Raw genomic sequence first — 18,977 nt, 5'->3', positions numbered from 1 at the left:
CATGACTCTCCCGCTCACCAGCATCGACCACCTATCCGAGCGCCTCAAAGAACTGCACGCCCGAACGCGTGAAACACCGCTGTTCAACCCAGTGTTTCAGCTTGGCCTCGACCTGTCGCGCGCGCTTGAAGGGGGCGGCTCAGATCTGGACGCGCTCGAGACCTTGGTGGAAGAGCTTGAATGCGCGAGCCTTAATGCAAGAAGCACGCGGATGCGCGCTCTTGTCGCTCCATCCGGATCGGACAGCGCGGTCGCTGCAACCTGCGATAAGGGAGAAGAGTTCGAAACCTTCCGCAAGCGCTGGGAAACCCCGCAACTTCACGCTGTCTTCACCGCGCACCCGACCTTTCTGATGACACCTACGCAAACCCGCGCCGTTGCCGATGCGGCGACTGATGGGTCACACATTGCGCGAAGCGCTGAACTTAGTGGAGCAAGCCGCCCACAAGCAACCCTCGATTATGAGCACGCAGAAGCAATGGCCGCGATTGCCCATGCGCAAGCTGCGCGTAGCGCGATTGTGCGCGAAGCTTACGAACACGCATATGGTTGCTGGCCCAAACAGTGGAAAACCCTGCGCCCGCTTCCCTTCCGCTTTGCCACGTGGGTTGGCTACGACATGGATGGGCGCACCGATATCGCTTGGTACACCTCTGTCCGTTTCCGCCTATCTGAAAAGGCACAGCGACTTGCCCGCTATGCCGAGGAATTGGCCGCAATTGATGGCGATCATGCCCTGATCAAAACGCTCAAAGCAGCCGAAGCCCATGCGAACGCCAGCGCCGATGATTTCGCAGGCGATTTGTCCAAACCCCAGGCGCTCTCAGCGGCCGCCAATCGCCTTACCGCCGACGATCCGGCAAAGCTTACCAGTCTTGAACCTATCATTGCGCAGCTTGAGCAAGAGGCGAACGCGGGCAAGGATGATGCCCATGCAGCCGATCTCCTGACGCTGGCATCGGCGATGCGCGCCGATGGGTTGGGCATGGCGCATATCCATTTCCGGGTGAACGCCAAGCAATTGCATAACGCCATCCGCGTTCACCTAGCTGAGAGCCCTCAATTGGACCTCGCTAGCAAAGGCGCGGTGGCAACTTTGCGTAAAATGCTCGCCGATGTCGCGCCCAAACGCACCAATTTTGCCTCGCTTGCGATCGAGAGCTCCACCGCGACCCGGCAATTTCTCGCGATGGCTCAAATCCTTGAACATATCGACGCCGATACGCCTATCCGAATGCTGGTGGCTGAATGTGAGCAACCCTCCACCGTGTTGGCCGCGCTTTATCTCGCCAAACTGTTCGGCATCGAAGACAAAGTCGATGTCTCACCTCTGTTTGAAACAGAAGAAGCACTGGAGCACGGAGGCCGCTTTTTGGAGGCGCTTTGCGCAGAGGAAAGCTACCAAGAATACGCCCGTACCCGTGGCCGTGTTTGCATCCAAACAGGCTTTTCCGACGCGGGCCGTTTTGTTGGGCAAATTCCAGCGAGCCTCGCGATTGAGCGCCTTCAGGGCCGCCTCGCACAAGCGATGGAGCGCAATAAACTCACCGATGTTGCCGCGCTTATCTTTAACACCCACGGCGAAAGCATGGGTCGGGGCGCGCATCCTGCATCATTCGCAGATCGCCTTACTTGGCCGCTAAGCCCTTGGGCGCGTAGCCGTTTCCACCGCAATGGGATTGAACTCGAACCGGAGGTCTCCTTCCAAGGCGGCGATGGATATTTGTTCTTTGCCAATCCGGAATTGGCCCGCGCAACCCTCACCCGGATCATCACCGACACGCCTGCCGCAAGCGAAGTGTGCGACGACCCGCTTTACAGCCGCACTGATATTAGCCTCGACTTCTACCGGGCAATCCGGGCACACCAACGCCAGCATCTGCGCAGTCAAACATACAGCCGCGCCGTTACAGCCTTCGGACTTGGCCTCCTAAACTCCACCGGGAGCCGCGTTTCGCGCCGTCAAAGCGATTTGTCCGCTGACCGCGATATGAACCTGCGGCAAATCCGCGCAATTCCGCATAATTCTATCCTGCAACAGCTGGGCTATCCGGTGAATGTGATCGCCGGGATCGGCAGCGCCGCAGATGGCAATTATGAGGAACTCTCAGCCCTTCTCATGAAGAGTGAGAGGGGACAGCAATTGATGCGCCTTGCTCAAACCTCCAACGCACTTGCCAGTATTAAGACGGTCGCCGCCTATGGCGAATTGTTCAATTCCGCCTATTGGGCAAGCCGCCCTTATCGCGGGACAGAACCGCATTTGTCGAGCGCGTGCGAAGTGCTCGCCGAATACCTCACCAAGGATGACCGCACGGGTGTTTATCGCCGCTTGGCATCGCGGGTTCGTGTCGATGCGCTCAAATTCCACCGCTTGCTGGACCAGCTTCCGCTTGAAGAACGGCTTGGCTTTGATCAGGACACGCGCCGTATGATTGGCGCTGCACAGTCTCTGCGACTTGCATTGATGCAGCATATCTTCCTTCGCGCAGTTTCAGTCCCCGTCTTTAGCCGGGCCAATGATATCACCCGCGAAGACGTGCTCGAAATGGTGTTCTCGCTTCGGATTGACGACGCGCTGGCTCAATTGCGGCGCGCCTTCCCGGTCGCCTTCCCATCACCATCAGATTTCGCAATGGATGCCCCTTCGGATTATCCGGACACCGAAACCGAAGGGTATGGCGCAATCACACGCGATTATATTGACCCGATTGAGCGCGCTTATGGACTAATGCTGCGGCTGAGCGTTGCGATTGCCAACCAGTTTGGTGCCCATGGCTAGGGCTTGTTGTCCTGGTGAAACGCCACAGTAATTTACACCGTTAAGCCTTGAGTCTGTTAACTTTTGCGACATAGTTGCGTCCCCGCGAGGGACACCCGTGTCTTAGTCACTAGCGGTTAAGCGGAAAAAACGGCATAATGCTTGGTGTGATGAAGGGATTACTGATTATGGCATTCGGCAAACTTCGCTTTGCAACTGTTCTAAGTTTGGCAGCGCTAGCGAGCGGTGCAACGCTTGTCGCGGGACAGACCCCCGCAGAGCTGGCCGGCGATGACGCATTGCGCATTGCGGCGGAAGCGGAGGATGAAATTCGCGCAATTGATCCGACGACCGGAGGCAATTCGCTAGTGATCGATCCGTCCTTGCCAGAACCCTATGACGCGAATGACGTCGGCCTTCCTGAACTTCCTTCTGCACCAGATGCGCTTACACAAACGGCTCTGGATAACCCAGCTAACGAAGCAATCGGCGCCCCACGCGGACCGGCTGCTCGCCTGATCTCTGCACAAGACGGTGACTTGCCAGAATTACCAGCGGCGCCTGTCGACATCCCTACGCCCGCAATCGCTAAGGCGCCAGAAGACCCCTTCGTAATCAACTCGATCCTGCCGATTGAAGGCACGATTAGATATGGCGAGTGGTTCTGGGACGAAAGCCGCGCGCCTGCAAAAGGCAAGCTCGTCATGACTGTCGACCTTGACGCCCGGGTCATCAGCGTTTTTCGCGACGGTCACGAAATTGGCACCGCTGTCGCTTTGCTTGGCACGACCAGTCACCCTACCCCGCTTGGCACGTTCCCGATCCTGACGAAGGAAAAGGACAATGTTTCTGAAAAGTACGACAACGCACCTATGCCATGGACGTTGCGCCTGACTTGGGATGGTATCGCAATTCACGGTTCACCCGTATTGAATGGCTATGCCTCACACGGATGCATTGGCGTGCCAGACGAGTTTGCTGAAAAGCTCTTTGCAATTGCCAAGCGCGGGGACAAAGTTGTGATCACACGCGGCCAAATTGTCGGTGTGGGCGCTAAGCTTCTGAGCTAACGCTCCTGCATTTAGTGGGTCCGTCGAGGAGGTTCTGGCACAAAACGCCAGACTCGCATCTCAACGCCAACTTTTTCAACTTTTTCGACATCGCAGCGGCCAAGCACGCCGCCAAGCGACGCATTTTCGCCTCGCCATAGCCGGTCGGCGGCTGTGCCTGCCTCACCGCGGCTCACCCGTCCACCCAACTGCGCCACAATGCGCTGCACTGTCTCAATCTGGATGGTTCGCGGTGCATTACAAAAATAGCGATACTGGGGGAGACCTTCGGCGGTCTTCTCAAGCGCAACCATCTCTTCCCAATCGGCCTGCGCATACCATTCGAGCGCCCGCCAACCTTCTGCCAGATGTTGAGCACTTGCCGCTAAGCCCTGCGCATCCAGCCATTCATGCTCTGACAAATGTTGGCGCACCCGAACACGGTCGAAAGCCCGGTCTTCATTAGAAGGGTCTCGCACAGGTGTAATACCGCAAGCTTCGACCACCCTTTCAAGCTCGCATTTGCGAAAGCCAAGAAGTGGTCGGATCAAAGCGACGTCATCAAAACCTGGAACGTGGGTCCATTCACGCACCCCGGCAAGCCCCGCAATACCGCTGCCCCGAACAAGCCGCATAAGCAGCGTTTCTGCCGCATCATCTGTGTGGTGAGCGGTCGCAACTGCGCCGAGCCCCTCTTGATGGGCCCATTGTCCCAGCGCGCGATACCGTGCCTCGCGGGCTTTGCCCTGCACATTGCCCGAAGCCAGTTTGACCTTGGTTCGTGCGAACGGAATGCTTAGTGCGCGGCAAACATTTTCGACCAAATCCACCTCGGCCTTGGCTTCTGGGCGAAGCCCATGGTCAACGCTCATCACCGCGATCTCACCGGGCAATATGCTGGCGGCCAAAAACAGAAGCGCCAAGCTATCGGGCCCGCCCGACACGGCTAATCCCAAGGGCCCTTCGCGATTTTCCTCCGGCCACAGACGCTCAAGCGCTCCCGCAAAACGCACAATGTGTTCCGGTTCGATTGCAGTTAGGTTGAGCGGCCTATCAATCAGCGCCCCCTTTTGCCTCTAAAGAGGCTCAATTGTCGCAGGTGACCTTCTGGAGGTTGCTTTGATACTGAGAGGCCAAACGCCCGGTCGCAACCGCCGGATAGGTTTCACCAAACTCTGCCAAAGCGATACACGCACGGCGTGTGTCATCCATTTCGATCATGGACTGTGCTAAGAACAGCAGGCTGTCGGGCGCACGGCGTGCGGTGCGATCGTCCTGATAATTCCTCAAAAACCAGCGAGCAGCCTCCTCTGGCATGCCATCATCAAGAAAAGCCCGGCCAAGAAGGTTACGGCCATAGGTGATGCGCGAGTGGTTCGGATACCCTTCCACAAATGACGCCAATTGCTGACGTGCTTCGGGGAAATATCCCGCATTCCAAAGGCGGAAACCGTAGGAGTATTCGTCATCGCCGGCATCATCGGTTTGCGGTTTGGTAATCGCCTGAACACCTGCCACGCGTTCCGCGTTTGGACCCGTCGCTGTGGTTGTTTCATTGGCAATCTGTTCTTGCTGTTCTGCGCCCGATCCAGTTCCCGTCATCGCATCAAGGTTGCTTTCGGTCGCCTCGCCAGTGACTTCAGGGCTGGAAGGGACAGAATGCGAGGCGCCAGGATTTTCGAGCACTGCAAGGCGAGTGTCGAGCCCGCTTAAAGCATTGCTGTTTTCTTCAGTCTTGGCGGTCAAACGCTGGAGTTGAAGTTCCATCGCATCAAGCCGGGCAAGGATATCTGTCACCGCCGTTGTAGAAGGACGTGCAGATGTTTGCGGAGTGGTGCGCGTGGGCTGCTCGCTGTCATTTGACTGGATTGAAGGTTCAAAGAACCGGCCATCGCCTCCGGGAAATACGGTGCGCTGAAGAGCGCGGATCTCGGCCTCTGCTCGGCGAAGGCGCGCCTCTGTGTCGTCTTGAGCCATCGCAGGGATAGGCGTCGTCGCAACAACAGCAGCAGCGGAGAGAGCGCCAAGCGCTGGCGCTGTTTTACGTAGAAGAGTGATCGCACGGGTCAGATGCATGACGGGTCAAGCTCCCTGTTGGTTCTTACATCGAGTTCATACTTGGTTTTGAGTGCACTTGCGGGATTGACACAAACCATATGAATAACAGCAGAATCCTGCCCAAGCCGAGCCGCCAAGTCGAGCCTAGAACCGAACTTAACGGGGGAATGTGCCCATTACCCGGCCAGATGTTTGATCAGTTAGCGGTTTCCTCTGAACCGCGGGCAAGCAAGGCAAGCGCAGAAACCGGCGCATCGCTGACCGGGACCATCTCCGTTGCCAATGGCGGCACTGCCTGCCCATTGATGGTAACATCGAACAGATTGGGCCTCCCTGTGTTCATGCGCGGATCTTCCGCTCCAAGGGGCACTTCAAACGTATCGCCATCTTGCATCACACCTTCGAACAGCCGTTCCCCGCCGTCTTCATAAAAACGCACCCACGCTTCGTCACCGGTCATGGTCAAGACAACCTGACCATCAGCCGAGAGCGCATTTGGTGCCGCAGTTTCATCTGCAGAGGCGAGCGCTTCGGTTTGGTCGGTGCCCGCCCCATCGGCTTCTTCACTGTCAGCCATGAGAGACGGCAATTCGACCCCTGCGCCAAAATATGTGCTAGCAAAGGCGATTACGCCAATGGCGAGCAAAAGCGCCGCGAAGGCGCCAAACCATGCAAGCCCGCGAGATGGCAGTTTGTCTGCGTCGCCTGGCTCCATTCCGCCTGCCATTACAGAAGGATGCATCCCTCCTTCGGCAAGTTCTCCGCGCACTGCATCCGCAATGGATTTTTCGTCCAGTCCAACGCTGCGGGCATAACTGCGAGCAAAGCCAATTGCGTAGGTTCTGGAGGGAAGTGTATCGTACGAACCAGCTTCAATCGCCTCCAAATGCCTAACGGGGATGCGCGTTTCCGCAGCGATGTGAGACAGTTCCATCCGCCGCGTCTCGCGGGCCGTCCTCAAGCGATCACCTGCCCCCGCGCTCGCGGTCTCCATCAGATCGCCCTCAGTCTCATCAATGCTGTTGTTTTCGCTATCCATTAACCCGTTTCACATTCGCGCCCAACGTCATGTTTTTGTTATGGATGCATAGAAGCTTTGCGATGGAACATGAGTCAAGAGATGCGATGTAAAAAACTTGAGCTCACGAGGCAGAGCGACCGCAAAAATCGCTCACCTGAGCCGCGACCTGAAGCTTGCTCGCGACTGGGTGCCTAATCGACAGGGTGCCTAGTCGACTTCGATTTTACGCGCCTTTGCCCACGAACTCAATTCTTCGCGTAAGTTCGTGTCGGGCTTTGCAAGCCATTGCGTCATCGCATCGGTTAGCTCTGCCAAGTCCACTTCGCGCACAAGTTCCTTGATCGGGCCAACAGCTGCGGGGGTGATCGAAAGACGGCGATAACCAATGCCAAGCAATGCGAGCGCCTCCAATCGGCGCCCACCCATTTCGCCGCATACGCCCACATCCACACCGCTGCCCACGGTTTGTTGAGAGACACGGCGTAAGAAGCGCAGGATAGGTATGGACAGCCAATCGTAACGCTCTGCCAAGGCTGGATTGCCCCGGTCGGCAGCATAGAGGAACTGGGTCAGATCATTCGTACCAATGGACAGGAATGACAGACGGGGGAGAAGCAGGTCGAGCACTTCTGCAAGGGCTGGCACTTCGAGCATAGCGCCGAACTTGATCGCCTCTGGCACCATCTTCTTTTTCGAACGCATAAAGGCAAGTTGTTCGTCAAACACCTTTTTTGCCGCGTCAAATTCCCACACCTCGGAAACCATTGGGAACATGACATAAAGCGAACGGCCAGCCGCAGCCTCTAACAAAGAGCGCGCCTGCGCTTTCATTAAGCCATTGCGCTCCAACGCAAGGCGCAAGGCGCGCCAACCCATCGCGGGGTTTTCATCCTGTCGGGCCATTTCCGATGCAAGATAAGGCACCGATTTGTCACCGCCGATATCGACCGTGCGGAAGATTACCGGCTTTTCGCCTGCTGCATCGATCACATCGCGGTAGAGCTTTTGTTGACGCTCTCTTTGAGGCAGCGTTGCCGAGACTAGAAACTGGAACTCCGTCCGGAATAGGCCAACCCCATCGGCGCCTGTCATCGCAAGCGCACTGATGTCATCGCGCAGACCCGCGTTCATCATCACCTGAATGCGCGTGCCGCATTTGGTGAACGGCTCAACATCGCGCAAGGATGCATAAGCGGCCTGGCGCTCCTTGGATTTGGCAAATCGCTGCGCGAAGGCATCCGCGACGGGGCCTGCGGGCCGGACGGTGGCTGTCGTTGCGGTCGCATCGAGCAGGATTTCATCGCCATCGCGTACCGTCCCGCGAAGACCGCCATTGCCATAGTTGGCGCGGCCCAAAACCGGCACGCCCATAGCGCGCGCTACGATCACCACGTGAGCAGTGAGTGAGCCTTCTTCAAGGATCACACCTTTCAACCGCCTGCGGTCATATTCAAGCAATTCGGCCGGCCCCAAATTGCGGGCAATAAGGATAGTGTCCTTGCGCAGACCTTGCTGCGCGGCGGTACCCAACTGACCCGAAACAATGCGTAAAAGCCGGTTCGCAAGATCTTCAAGATCGTGCATCCGGTCCGCCAAGAGAGGGTCGTCGATTTCACGCATTCGCATGCGGGTGTGCTGTTGCACACGTTCAATTGCGGCTTCTGCCGTCAGGCCAGAGCTGATCGCTTCGTTGATGCGGCGCGACCAACCTTCGTCATAGGCGAACATCTTGTAGGTCTGGAGCACTTCTTCGTGCTCCCCGCCGACACCAAATTCCGCTTGGGCAGAAAGGCCATCGATCTGCTCACGCATTTTGTCGAAGGCATTGTAAACCCGGTGCCGTTCAGCCTCGATATCATCGGCGACCACTTGAGTGATCTGAACGCGGGGCTGGTGGAATGCGGCGATGCCAGCGCCCAGCCCTTTGACCAGACAAAGCCCGCTGACGACCTGCGGCCCGGATTGTTCCGGTGTCAGTCCAAGTGCTTCTTCCTCATCGACCAATTCTGCATTTGTGATGAGTTCGGACAAAACCATGGCAGTGGTTTGAAGCGCCTCGATCTCTACATCGGCATATTTGCGCGGGTCCAAATGTTGGACGCACAAGACACCCACTGCCCGCTCGCGATATACGATGGGGACACCTGCAAATGAGTGAAACTTCTCCTCGCCGGTTTCAGGGCGATATTGGAAGTCCGGGTGCGCCTTGGCCTCAGCCAAGTTCAGCGTCTCAACCTTATCAGCAATGGAGCCTGTAAGCCCGTCGCCGATTGCCATACGGGTGACGTGTACCGCGCTTTTGTTAAGGCCGCGCGTCGCGAAAAGTTCGAGCATGCCTTCGCGCAGCAGGTAAATCGAGCATACCTCCGAAGAAAGGCTCTCCCCGATGATATCGACCACCTGATCAAGTTTGCCTTGCGCGTGCAATCGCGACGCCATCACATCGTGAAGGCGCGTCAGAATCTGGCGAGCTGCATCTACTGCTGTCATTATGGCTAAGGACCCTAGCGCTCCGCTCCACAAAGGAAAAGGCGAAGGCCATCAAATTTTGAAAGTACACCTGCTTTCGGTTGAAAGCCGCATGCAAATGGAAGCGCATGAGATGGACGCGCAAGGATTGGACGCGCTTAGGGCGCATCCAAATAATGGATGCTGTCAAAACGGCATTAAGCAGTGGAAGCTGGCGCGCTGATCAACAGCGTTCGATCTCTTCTTTTAGCTTCAATTTTTGTCGCTTGAGCGCCTGGACCGCCGCTGAATCAGGAGCCGGACGAGCCATTTCGTCACGAAGACGGGCCTCTAACCCTGCATGTTTTGATTGGAGAGCATTCACGTGTGAGGATGCTGCGGACATTGCCATATGCTTGGTCTCCTTTGATGGTCGAGGGTTCGCCCCCGGTTGGCGACTCGGACCTTCATGTCCGAACTGCTATCATGATAAAATCATATCCCGCGCTAACTTGCAAAGTGTTGCACCGAGCCGAAACGACCACTTAAGCTATATCCAAGACGAAGCGCTCTTCACAAGCTGGGTAAAGCCCTTAGACCTTGCTGACACTATGAGTGGCCCTTGCGGTTGCCCCTTGAAGCCGCCATTGAAACGGCATCGGCACAACCGCCTGCCGCAACCACTTCACGCGCAATATGGAACGGGCCTGCAACACTCATGAATGAGCAAGAGCTAGAGAAACGACTTGGGCTGTTAAGAACTGAGCACCGCGATCTGGACGCTGCCATTGCGGCCTTGGTCGAGGCCGGCGCGAGTGACCAACTGCAAATTGCACGGTTGAAGAAACGCAAACTACGGCTGAAAGATCAGATCGCTGTCATCGAAGACACATTGCTTCCCGACATTATCGCTTGAGCAAGCCCGCGCACCGACCGTCTTAGACCGGCGCGCCGTCGCCCAAATTTATACGTAGTCGTCCGTATGCGTAACAGTACTTAAGGGGCTTACCGAGGTGGGTAAGTATATGCACCTTATCGTCCCCATAAGAGACACAGCAAAATCTCAATAGGAAAGTAACCATAGGCTACTGGAACACTCGTATTCATCGGACTAACTCAAATACCCATGACAAATGCCACGAATCTTTCGCGCCCGATTGTGGAAGCGCTTTACACCGAAGCCCTAGTGCTTGCCGACGAAGTGCGCGCAGTGTTTGCGCGCGGCGCACATGAGCCCGAGATTCCAGCGGAACGCAATAGCGACACGATGGCCCGGCTGGCATTGTCAACGGAAGGTCTAAAAACGACCACGCGCATGATGCATGTCCTTGCATGGCTGCTAAATCAGCGCGCCTTTTTCTCGGGCGAGCTTAGCGAGCAACAAGTTCGCCTGCACGGCACGCTGCCTAAAGACCGTCCAATAGATGAAAGAGCGCTCGAAGCGCTAGAGCCTGCAACCCGTGATTTGATCATGGAAAGCGAGCAATTGCACAAGCGCATCGCGCGATTGGATGAAGCATGGCGATGCGGTTTTGAAATGGCCTCGCCGGCGCGCGCCATTCATTCACGGCTCGAACGCAGGTTAAGCGACCTTTCCATGTAATATTGCGTGTTCAAACGGCCTGAAGCGTTCGTCTCCAGCGCGACAGCCGTTCTTGGCGAACAGCGTCTTCCATCGAAGGCTCAAACGTGGAAACATCCCCGCGCATGGCCGCTGCAGCCCTTTGAAGGTCGGGATAAATGCCTGCCCCAACTGCTGCGAGCATGGCTGTACCCAAAGCCGTGGTTTCGACAAAGTCAGGCCTCTCGACGGTGACACCGAGCATGTTAGCAAGATCTTGCGCCATCCAATCATTGGCCGACATACCGCCATCGATCCGCAAAGTTTGCCAAGTGGTCCCATCCGCAGCAAAGGCCTGAGCCAGATCGTGCGTTTGATGCGCCATCGCTTCTAGCGCGGCTCTCGCAATTTCCGCCTTACCACTCGCAAAACTCAGCCCGGCGATAACCGCGCGCGCCTCAGCATTCCAATGCGGCGCACCAAGGCCCGATAGAGCAGGAACGATGGTCACTCCGCCGCTGTCCGGAATGGAGCGCGCCAATCCTTCGGTCTCGCTCGCGGTGCCGACAACCCCAAGACTATCGCGCAGCCATTGCACAAGGCTGCCTGCGACAAAGACCGACCCTTCAATCGCGTAGGTGCGCACGCCATTGATCTGCATCAAAACTGTGCCAAGCAGCCGGTTCTTGGAATTTGGAACGACCGACCCTTGATTGGTGAGCACAAAGGCGCCTGTACCGTAAGTGGCCTTGGTCTCACCTGGCGCAAAACAGGCCTGACCGATGGTCGCGGATTGTTGGTCTCCGGCAAGCCCGGTGATGGGAATGTCCCGTCCAAAAAGCGCTGCGTCCGTGCAGGCGAGATCACCCGACATATCAGTCACCTTGGGAAGTGCGGGCAAAGGCACACCCAACAAATCGCAAAGCTCCGCGTCAAAGCCTTCGCCGGTTAAGCCCATAAGCAGCGTCCGGCTTGCATTGCTGGCATCGGTAATATGGCTGGCCCCGCCTGAAAGTTTGAAGACAAGCCAGCTTTCAACCGTACCGAACGCCAAAGTCCCTTGCTCTGCTGCTGAACGCACTTCGGGCACATTATCCATCATCCACCGCATCTTGGTGCCAGAGAAATAGGGATCAAGCAGCAGTCCGGTTTTGGCTTGAACCTGAGCCTCATGCCCCGCCGCGCGCAGCTCAGCGCAGAAAGGCTCAGTGCGCCTGTCCTGCCACACAATCGCGCGGGTTAACGGCTCGCCTGTCACCTTATCCCATGCAACAACGGTTTCGCGCTGATTGGTGATGCCAATCCCAGCAATCATCGCAGCACCGCCCGCCTTTGGAATTACTTCATTTGCGCAACGAAGCGTCTTTTCCCAAATCTCGCCCGCGTCATGCTCAACCCAACCGGCTTGTGGGTAGTGCTGCGTCAGCTCTTCTTGAGCGCTCGCCGCCAGGACACCGTCGCTTGCAAACAGCATAGCGCGGGTTGAAGTGGTACCTTCGTCAAGGACAAGAATATAGTCAGACATTGTTTCTTACTCGCTTTCACTCATGTGCCGAGCCGCCCTCACCCCAAACACACTGATGACTTCTGCCAGCCCATCCGGCATATGCAAAGCCCATGTCGAAAATACCCCCCAAGCCTTGGCCAACGGGCCTTGCCGATCCGGTCGAACCCTTGGTTTGCCGCGTGCTTGCGCCCAATCCATCGCCCTATACCTTCACCGGGACGCAGACCTATGTGGTCGGCGAGGCAAGCGGCCCTGATTGCGCGGTGATAGATCCGGGGCCGGACGAGGCACCGCACATTGACGCGATTTTGGCGGCCGTTGGGAAACGCACAATTGTCGCTATTATGTGCACCCACACGCACCGCGATCATTCCCCAGCCGCTGCGCCTTTGGCGGCGCGCACGGGCGCATCTATCGTGGGCTGTGCACCGCTTGTTTTGCAAGTCGATGGCCCGCGTTCAGACGAGGCCTTTGATACCACTTATGAGCCGGACCGCGTGCTGGAAGACGGTGAGCAAATGTGCGGTACAGGTTGGACCCTGACAGCTGTGGCCACGCCGGGGCACACGTCCAATCACCTTTGTTTTGCTTTGAAGGAAAGTGGATCCCTTTTCACCGGTGACCATGTGATGGGCTGGTCCACCAGCGTCGTCATTCCGCCCGATGGCGATATGGGCGACTATATGACGAGCCTTGAGAAACTTCAGGCACGCGATGACAAAGTCTACCACTCAGCCCACGGCGCAGCGATCACCAAGCCTCGGCAGTTGGTGCGCGGCATGATCGGCCACCGCCGCCAACGCGAGAAGCAGATACTGCGCCTGATGGGCGAACGCGCCCGAACTGCCGCCGACTTTGTGCCTGATATGTATAAAGGACTGGACGAGCGTCTTGTCGGGGCCGCAAGAATGAGCGTGACCGCGCATTTGCTCGATCTTGGGAAGCGGGGGCTGGCGCAGTGCGATGACGAGGTTTGGAAGTTGTGCTAAAAGATCAATAACTTGCACCGTTTGCCACCCAGATTTCCTTGCAAGGCCTAGCCACTCAATACGCCTTCTGTTTGGAAGCTATTTATCAGTATCTTAAGCAATATGCCCTTTACTGCACTTGGGGAGGTTCGGGTGAAGAGGCCAAGTTTTGAGTGACGCAATTATCATCTACTTGTTGCCGGTACTGCCTTTCCTATCAGCTTGCGCGTTTTTCGAGTTGTGGAGACGCAATACGGCTAAATCCGAAAACCTCAGTTTCGCTCTCGCTTTTGGTTTGACCGGCTTTGGCTATATGCTGGCGGTGACAGCAACCGCTCAAATGGGACGCGCGGTCGTTGCCGTATTCCTTTTAATTTTCTCGCTCGCAGCAGTAGCGTATAACTGGAGCGTGATACGCAGATTGGGTAAAAGCCCGCCGACAAAACTCATGATATCAGTGTCTCTAATTGGATGCGCGTGTGTCGGCATTTTGTCGCAAACAGGCCAAGGTGTCGCCGTAGAGATGCTGCTCGCCAATTCGACGATTGGAATTTTGTTCCTCATAGGAACCATAATTCTGGGGCAAGTGGGACGCAAAACTTGGCTCGACAAGGCGATCTTGGTGATTTGGGGTTTCATCGCATTCCAGAGCTTTGTTCGCCCCCCTCTTTCTTTTGCGCTTAACGGTCCGCTTTCTATGGACACGCTGGTCAGCTTACAGTTTCACGCCGTACTTTTCTGGTTTTTGGGTTTCCTAGGATTGCTGCTTTCAGTTGTCCTGTTCACATCGGTCGTCAAGGACCACATCAGTGATGTTGAGGAGCGCTTTTCCCTCGATCCTCTCACTGAGGCCAAGAACCGAAAGTTCTTTGAACATGAGGTCAATCTGCGCCTCAATTCAAGCCGCAAGGCCAATTCTACTTTCTCTTTGATCGTATGCGATTTGGATAATTTCAAACGGATCAATGACAAATGGGGGCACCAGGTCGGTGACCGTGTTCTGAAAAAGTTTGCTGATACGGTCAGAGCATCAATGAGGCGTGGCGATTCCTTTGGTCGGATCGGTGGAGAAGAGTTCTGCATCTTCGTTGAAAGCTCACATCCTACCGCAGGCCATGCCCTTGCGCAGAGAATCCGCATGGGATTTGCCAAGCAAACAATAGACGACAATCCCTCTGATGAATGCTTGTCCAGCAGTTTTGGCGTGGCTGATATTCAAGACGGTGAAACCTACGCAAGCGCCTTTAGTAGGGCAGACACAGCGCTCTACGCGGCAAAGGCTGAGGGCAAAGACACTGTGGTGATCGCGCCCGTCTCACAATTGCCTAGCAAGAGACGCGCGCCGAAAAATAAGGTACACGCTTTACCCTCTCAAACAGCGCCAGATGCCCATAAAGCGGCCTAAAAAGAGCCCATTATCCAAAGTCGAGAATACTCCCGACTAAACCGATGCAATTGTCCCCTTGGCGAAATCTTCCGCCAGTTGGAACTTCTGGATCTTGCCCGATCCCGTTAGCGGGAACTCTGTCATCCAAACCCAATGCGCAGGGGTCTTTTGCGGGGAAAGACGCTCGCGGATGAAGGCTTTGAGTTCGTCATTGCTGGGGCGTTCAAACCCATCAGCGACGCGTAGGAATGCAGCGACAATCTCGCCCCATTTTTCATCCGGGACACCAGCCACGGCAATTTCCGCAATGGCAGGATGTTCGATCATTACCGCTTCGATCTCTGCAGGGAATAGGTTTTCGCCCCCGCGAATAATCATCTCTTTCACCCGGCCCGTAATCTTTACATAACCGCGCGCTGAAATGCTGCCCAAGTCGCCGGTATGCAGCCAGCCATCCTTGTCGATGGTCTCTGCTGTTGCCTCCGGATTGTCGTTGTACCCGGCCATCATATTAAACCCGCGCATGCAAATCTCGCCCTGCTCATCCACGGCGCACACGCTGTTGTCGGCAGGGTTTCGGATGGAGACTTCCATATGGCTACAAGGCTGGCCAATGGTCTCCAGAAGCTCTTCGTCGGTGTCGGTTGGCCATGCCCCGGTGATCGCAGGGGACGTTTCCGTTTGGCCATAAACGATCAGGATCGGCACGCCGAAAATGGCCTGCGCTGCGCGGTTGAGTTCCGGCGGCACCATGGCGCCTCCCGAAAGGATCGTGCGCACCGCCGAGACATCGGTGCCGGTGGCCTTCGCCGCTTCGATAATCGCAAAGATCATGGTGGAAACGCCGCCCAAAACCTCTGGCTTTTCGCGCTCAATCATCTTGGCAACGGCAACAGGATCAAAAACCGAGACCAGCATCAAAGTGCCGCCGCGCGAGAATGTGCCCAGCACGCAAACCGCGCTGCCTGCGGTATGGAACAGCGGGAATGGACAGGTGACCTTGTCCCCCACACCAATGTTCCAGCGTTCAAAAATGTCCCGGTTCGATTGGACGAGCCCATGTTGGTGCAGCAGCACGCCTTTGGGAAAGCCAGTGGTGCCCGAGGTGTATTGGATCATGCAGATATCGCGCGGCTCAGTGCTGCGCAGTTCGCCGTCATTTTCACCCGCGAAAAGCTCACCATGGTCGGTCATATCGAGGACATATTCCGACGCTGGCAGACCCGCTGCTGCTTCATCCACCACCGGGCGAAGGGCGCTTCCACGCACATTAGGTTGATAATAGACCGCACCCGAACCCGATTGTTCGAGCACATAGCGCACCTCACGCGCGATAAAGCTTGGGTTGACGGTGACGATCACCAGTCCCGCCATCGCCGCGCCCATTTGAATAAGCACCCATTCCGGGCAATTTCCGCCCATCACCGCAATACGCGTCCCCTTGGGGTGGCGCGAGGCGAGTGCGCGCGCGGCCCGCTCACCATCTGCCAAAAGCTCAGCATAGGTCCAATCGCGCCCCGCCGACCCGTCGGGAAGCAATTCGCGCATGGCAAGTGCATCTGGGCGCGCTTCGGCTTGCTCACGCAGCACACCTTCAATCGTGCGCTCTTTATACTCAGTGTCGGTTTGCGCCGGGCAATAGGCCTCATTGAGATCAAGCTCGTACATCGCGTTTCCCCTCTACTGAGTGATGGAGGCTAGCACATTTGCCACGCGAGTCATTCGCAAACTGAATACTCGCAAATCACGGCAATCATGCTTATGTCAAACCCAAGACAGATAGCAGGGATGCATCCATGAGTTTTGAAAGCAAAGTGCCAAGCGGGGCAGAGCTCCACGCCGAGATCAAGCGCCTTAAGGAAGAGCGCAACGCGGTAATCCTCGCGCACTATTACCAAACACCCGATATTCAGGATATCGCCGATTTCGTGGGCGACAGTCTGGAGTTATCGCGCAAAGCGGCAGAGACGGACGCGGATGTGATCCTGTTTTGCGGGGTCAAATTTATGGCCGAAACCGCCAAAATCCTCAGCCCTGAAAAGACGGTGATCCTGCCCGACATGGACGCAGGCTGTTCCTTGGAAGACAGCTGCCCGCCAGAGAAATTCAAGGCGTTTCGTGAGGCAAACCCTGACCACATTGCGCTCACCTACATCAATTGCTCGACCGAAGTGAAAGCGCTGTCTGACGTTATCGTAACCAGCTCTTCGGCTGAGACGATCCTTGCGCAGATCCCCGAAGATCAAAAGATCATCTTCGGCCCGGACCGTCACTTGGGCGGTTGGCTGTCGCGTAATTTTGGCCGCGAAATGCTGCTGTGGCCAGGCGTTTGCGTGGTGCATGAGGCGTTTTCTGAGACCGAGCTTCTCAAGCTCAAAGAACAGCACCCCGGCGCGCCTGTGGCCGCGCACCCCGAATGCCCGCCTGCGATTGTCGACCATGCCGATTATGTGGGCTCGACCAGCGGTATTTTAAAATTTGCGAGGGAGTTCGAAGGCGACACTCTGATCGTCGCGACCGAGCCGCACATTATGCACCAGATGGAAAAGGCGCTGCCCGAAAAAACCTTCATCGGTGCGCCCGGCGCCGACGGCAACTGCAACTGCAACATCTGCCCTTACATGGCGCTGAACACCATGGAGAAGATGTACACTGCGCTGCGCGATCTGGAGCCCCGGATCGAGATGGACGAGGAGCTGCGTCTGGAGGCTAAGAAAAGCCTTGATCGGATGCTGGAGATGGCAAGCGGGACCGTGGGACAGGGCGATTTGGGCTTTGTGAAGTTTGGGGGATGATAGGGCTCGTCAGTTCGAGTTCAGTTTGACTGGCACAAACCTCGTTTCATGCGTCTCGTTGGAAGAATTCTTAGACGGTCAGCCGGAATCTCTCTGCTTGCTATCTTTTTCTTCTGCTTAGGTGCGACCCTTTTTGTGCGGTCAGCAGTGCACGATGGCGCGCTGAACGAGCCGATCTATTCGTGCCTTGAGACAAAACACTCTGACGAACTTTTTTCACTTGTTGATCGGACCTTTGCTCGCTCGATTCAGAGACCGGGTTACTCGGCTAGCGGGTCCTCAAGTCACTGGCATGCGAGGGGGGCATACGCATATCTCGGAATGTACTTGGCCTACAGCACCGAGGAACGACGGTCACTTGTCCTTCCTGGATTAAAACAGCTCCCAATTTGCGAGCGTGGCCAATAGGGGTCCTAGCCTAGACCCCAGCTTTCGCTGGGGTGACGGTAGCTCCATTGAACTGAGCCACCCGCGCCACCACCAGCGCTGAGCCCAGAAGCAGCATCCCGACCACGTCCAGCGCGCTCAGAACCTCGCCAAAGGCAAAATACCCTGCCATTGCCGCAATCGCGGGCTGGGTTAGCAGACTAAGCCCGATAATCAGCGGCGGGAAGTGGCCCAGCGCGTAAACAAACAGGCCCTGCCCCAACAATTGACTCACCACCACAAGCAGCACAATCGCGGTCCAATCGGTGGGCCAGATCACCTCTCCAAAGCTGAGCGATAACGCCAACAGCGCCGGCGCGCCTGCTAACCCTGTCCAGAACAATATGCTCCACCCGCCCACCGTGCGCCGCGCGTCATGGAGGATCAGCAAATAGCCTGCGTAAAACATGCCAGCCAGAAGGCTCAACAAATCGCCGTAAAATGTGTTTTGCGAAATCTCTAAGCTGCGCCCCATAAGCAGCCCCGCCCCTGCAACCGCGGACGCCATGGCAAGCCATTCGGAACGCTTGGGGAAAAGCCCTACCGAAAGAAAACCCCACGCCATCAGGATAATGCTGCCCGAATTGGCGAACAGCACCGCATTGCCCAGCCGCGTCATACCAATGCCGATATGCCACGCCGCCACATCGGCTGCGAAGAAGAGCCCGGCCAGCACCACAATGGCGATCCTCTTGGGACCGATAGAAAGCACCGCTTGGCCGTTGACCCGCGCAAGCAACAGCAAAAACGGCACCGCCAACGCCAGCCGCCAAAAACCGGCGGCAACAGGCCCTGTATCGGCCAAACGCACAAACCATGCACCAAGCGCTAGCGCCGCGTTTCCGCCCAGCAACGCTACCAAAAGAAGCGCTAGGCGCAGTCGAGAGACCTCACCTGCAGGCTTCCTAGTTACATTCTCTTCTTTGGCCTCAACGCTTTCCATGCTTGCGCCGTAGCTCCCTTACCGCCAAGTAGATAGCCAAATGAAACGTATCT

At 56.5% G+C, this 18,977-nt stretch carries 15 protein-coding genes; 7 read left to right on the top strand and 8 right to left on the bottom strand.

The genetic code is table 11. The features are described 5' to 3' along the window. Position 1 precedes the first annotated feature (1 nt). Both ABJ205_RS03270 and ABJ205_RS03265 read left to right on the top strand, forming a co-directional pair. Positions 2-2,782 (top strand): phosphoenolpyruvate carboxylase, encoded by a 2,781-nt coding sequence (locus tag ABJ205_RS03270; RefSeq protein ID WP_348158315.1) that lies wholly within the window; start codon positions 2-4, stop codon positions 2,780-2,782. Positions 2,783-2,949: 167 nt separating this feature from the next. Next, entirely contained in the window at positions 2,950-3,831 is an 882-nt protein-coding gene (locus ABJ205_RS03265; protein WP_348158312.1) for a L,D-transpeptidase family protein, read from the top strand. Positions 3,832-3,842: 11 nt separating this feature from the next. On the opposite strand, the gene tilS is transcribed toward ABJ205_RS03265, so the two are convergent. The 5 genes from tilS to ABJ205_RS03240 all read right to left on the bottom strand — a co-directional run bounded on the left by tilS (position 3,843) and on the right by ABJ205_RS03240 (position 9,749). Next, positions 3,843-4,823 carry a tRNA lysidine(34) synthetase TilS gene (gene tilS / locus ABJ205_RS03260; protein WP_348158309.1) on the bottom strand — a complete coding sequence of 327 codons (981 nt, stop codon included), beginning with the start codon at positions 4,821-4,823 and terminating at the stop codon, positions 3,843-3,845. A gap of 73 nt (positions 4,824-4,896) precedes the next feature. Then, positions 4,897-5,886: a tetratricopeptide repeat protein gene (locus tag ABJ205_RS03255; RefSeq protein WP_348158307.1), complete on the bottom strand. Its 990-nt coding sequence runs from the start codon at positions 5,884-5,886 to the stop codon at positions 4,897-4,899. Between the two features lie 178 nt (positions 5,887-6,064). Beyond that, positions 6,065-6,907 carry a RodZ domain-containing protein gene (locus ABJ205_RS03250; RefSeq protein ID WP_348158304.1) on the bottom strand — a complete coding sequence of 281 codons (843 nt, stop codon included), beginning with the start codon at positions 6,905-6,907 and terminating at the stop codon, positions 6,065-6,067. Positions 6,908-7,096: 189 nt separating this feature from the next. Next, positions 7,097-9,379 carry a phosphoenolpyruvate--protein phosphotransferase gene (gene ptsP, locus ABJ205_RS03245; RefSeq protein ID WP_348158302.1) on the bottom strand — a complete coding sequence of 761 codons (2,283 nt, stop codon included), beginning with the start codon at positions 9,377-9,379 and terminating at the stop codon, positions 7,097-7,099. Between the two features lie 202 nt (positions 9,380-9,581). Further along, positions 9,582-9,749 carry a DUF465 domain-containing protein gene (locus ABJ205_RS03240; protein ID WP_348158299.1) on the bottom strand — a complete coding sequence of 56 codons (168 nt, stop codon included), beginning with the start codon at positions 9,747-9,749 and terminating at the stop codon, positions 9,582-9,584. Positions 9,750-10,055: 306 nt separating this feature from the next. On the opposite strand from ABJ205_RS03240, the gene ABJ205_RS03235 reads away from it, so the two are divergent. Further along, positions 10,056-10,253 carry a DUF465 domain-containing protein gene (locus ABJ205_RS03235; RefSeq protein ID WP_348158391.1) on the top strand — a complete coding sequence of 66 codons (198 nt, stop codon included), beginning with the start codon at positions 10,056-10,058 and terminating at the stop codon, positions 10,251-10,253. Positions 10,254-10,463: 210 nt separating this feature from the next. Then, positions 10,464-10,940, top strand: coding sequence for a DUF1465 family protein (locus ABJ205_RS03230; RefSeq protein WP_348158296.1), 477 nt, complete (start codon positions 10,464-10,466; stop codon positions 10,938-10,940). Positions 10,941-10,950: 10 nt separating this feature from the next. On the opposite strand, the gene glpK is transcribed toward ABJ205_RS03230, so the two are convergent. After that, the gene (gene glpK / locus ABJ205_RS03225) at positions 10,951-12,423 is read right to left on the bottom strand and encodes a glycerol kinase GlpK (RefSeq protein WP_348158294.1); all 1,473 of its coding nucleotides are present in this window, start codon (positions 12,421-12,423) and stop codon (positions 10,951-10,953) included. A 92-nt stretch (positions 12,424-12,515) separates the two neighbouring features. Between glpK and ABJ205_RS03220 the strand changes: the two genes are divergently transcribed. Together ABJ205_RS03220 and ABJ205_RS03215 are read left to right on the top strand one after the other, a co-directional pair. Further along, positions 12,516-13,394, top strand: coding sequence for an MBL fold metallo-hydrolase (locus tag ABJ205_RS03220; protein WP_348158291.1), 879 nt, complete (start codon positions 12,516-12,518; stop codon positions 13,392-13,394). A 148-nt stretch (positions 13,395-13,542) separates the two neighbouring features. Beyond that, on the top strand, positions 13,543-14,778 hold the full coding sequence (locus ABJ205_RS03215) for a diguanylate cyclase (protein WP_348158290.1): 1,236 nt from the start codon (positions 13,543-13,545) through the stop codon (positions 14,776-14,778). A 36-nt stretch (positions 14,779-14,814) separates the two neighbouring features. Here ABJ205_RS03215 and ABJ205_RS03210 read toward each other — a convergent pair whose 3' ends face one another. Further along, positions 14,815-16,428, bottom strand: coding sequence for an AMP-binding protein (locus ABJ205_RS03210; protein ID WP_348158287.1), 1,614 nt, complete (start codon positions 16,426-16,428; stop codon positions 14,815-14,817). Between the two features lie 128 nt (positions 16,429-16,556). Here ABJ205_RS03210 and nadA point away from each other — a divergent pair, with 128 nt between their 5' ends. After that, on the top strand, positions 16,557-17,555 hold the full coding sequence (gene nadA, locus ABJ205_RS03205; RefSeq protein WP_348158284.1) for a quinolinate synthase NadA: 999 nt from the start codon (positions 16,557-16,559) through the stop codon (positions 17,553-17,555). Between the two features lie 418 nt (positions 17,556-17,973). Here nadA and ABJ205_RS03200 read toward each other — a convergent pair whose 3' ends face one another. Next, positions 17,974-18,924, bottom strand: a complete 951-nt coding sequence (locus ABJ205_RS03200; protein ID WP_348158282.1) for a DMT family transporter — start codon at positions 18,922-18,924, stop codon at positions 17,974-17,976. Between the last annotated feature and the right edge of the window lie 53 nt (positions 18,925-18,977).

This window comes from Erythrobacter sp. (genome assembly GCF_039988855.1).
In the GTDB taxonomy this organism is placed as follows: Bacteria; Pseudomonadota; Alphaproteobacteria; order Sphingomonadales; family Sphingomonadaceae; genus Erythrobacter.
Note: the sequence above shows the minus strand (reverse complement) of the source record. Positions and strands in the feature narration are given on the sequence as shown.

Coding starts and splice junctions, on each gene's coding strand:
- ABJ205_RS03210 (WP_348158287.1), bottom strand. CDS start 16,428: ATGTACGAGCTTGATCTCAATGAGGCCTATTGCCCGGCGCAAACCGAC.
- ABJ205_RS03270 (WP_348158315.1), top strand. CDS start 2: ATGACTCTCCCGCTCACCAGCATCGACCACCTATCCGAGCGCCTCAAA.
- nadA (WP_348158284.1), top strand. CDS start 16,557: ATGAGTTTTGAAAGCAAAGTGCCAAGCGGGGCAGAGCTCCACGCCGAG.
- ABJ205_RS03265 (WP_348158312.1), top strand. CDS start 2,950: ATGGCATTCGGCAAACTTCGCTTTGCAACTGTTCTAAGTTTGGCAGCG.
- ABJ205_RS03255 (WP_348158307.1), bottom strand. CDS start 5,886: ATGCATCTGACCCGTGCGATCACTCTTCTACGTAAAACAGCGCCAGCG.
- ptsP (WP_348158302.1), bottom strand. CDS start 9,379: ATGACAGCAGTAGATGCAGCTCGCCAGATTCTGACGCGCCTTCACGAT.
- glpK (WP_348158294.1), bottom strand. CDS start 12,423: ATGTCTGACTATATTCTTGTCCTTGACGAAGGTACCACTTCAACCCGC.
- ABJ205_RS03235 (WP_348158391.1), top strand. CDS start 10,056: ATGAATGAGCAAGAGCTAGAGAAACGACTTGGGCTGTTAAGAACTGAG.
- ABJ205_RS03250 (WP_348158304.1), bottom strand. CDS start 6,907: ATGGATAGCGAAAACAACAGCATTGATGAGACTGAGGGCGATCTGATG.
- ABJ205_RS03220 (WP_348158291.1), top strand. CDS start 12,516: ATGTCGAAAATACCCCCCAAGCCTTGGCCAACGGGCCTTGCCGATCCG.
- ABJ205_RS03230 (WP_348158296.1), top strand. CDS start 10,464: ATGACAAATGCCACGAATCTTTCGCGCCCGATTGTGGAAGCGCTTTAC.
- ABJ205_RS03240 (WP_348158299.1), bottom strand. CDS start 9,749: ATGGCAATGTCCGCAGCATCCTCACACGTGAATGCTCTCCAATCAAAA.
- ABJ205_RS03200 (WP_348158282.1), bottom strand. CDS start 18,924: ATGGAAAGCGTTGAGGCCAAAGAAGAGAATGTAACTAGGAAGCCTGCA.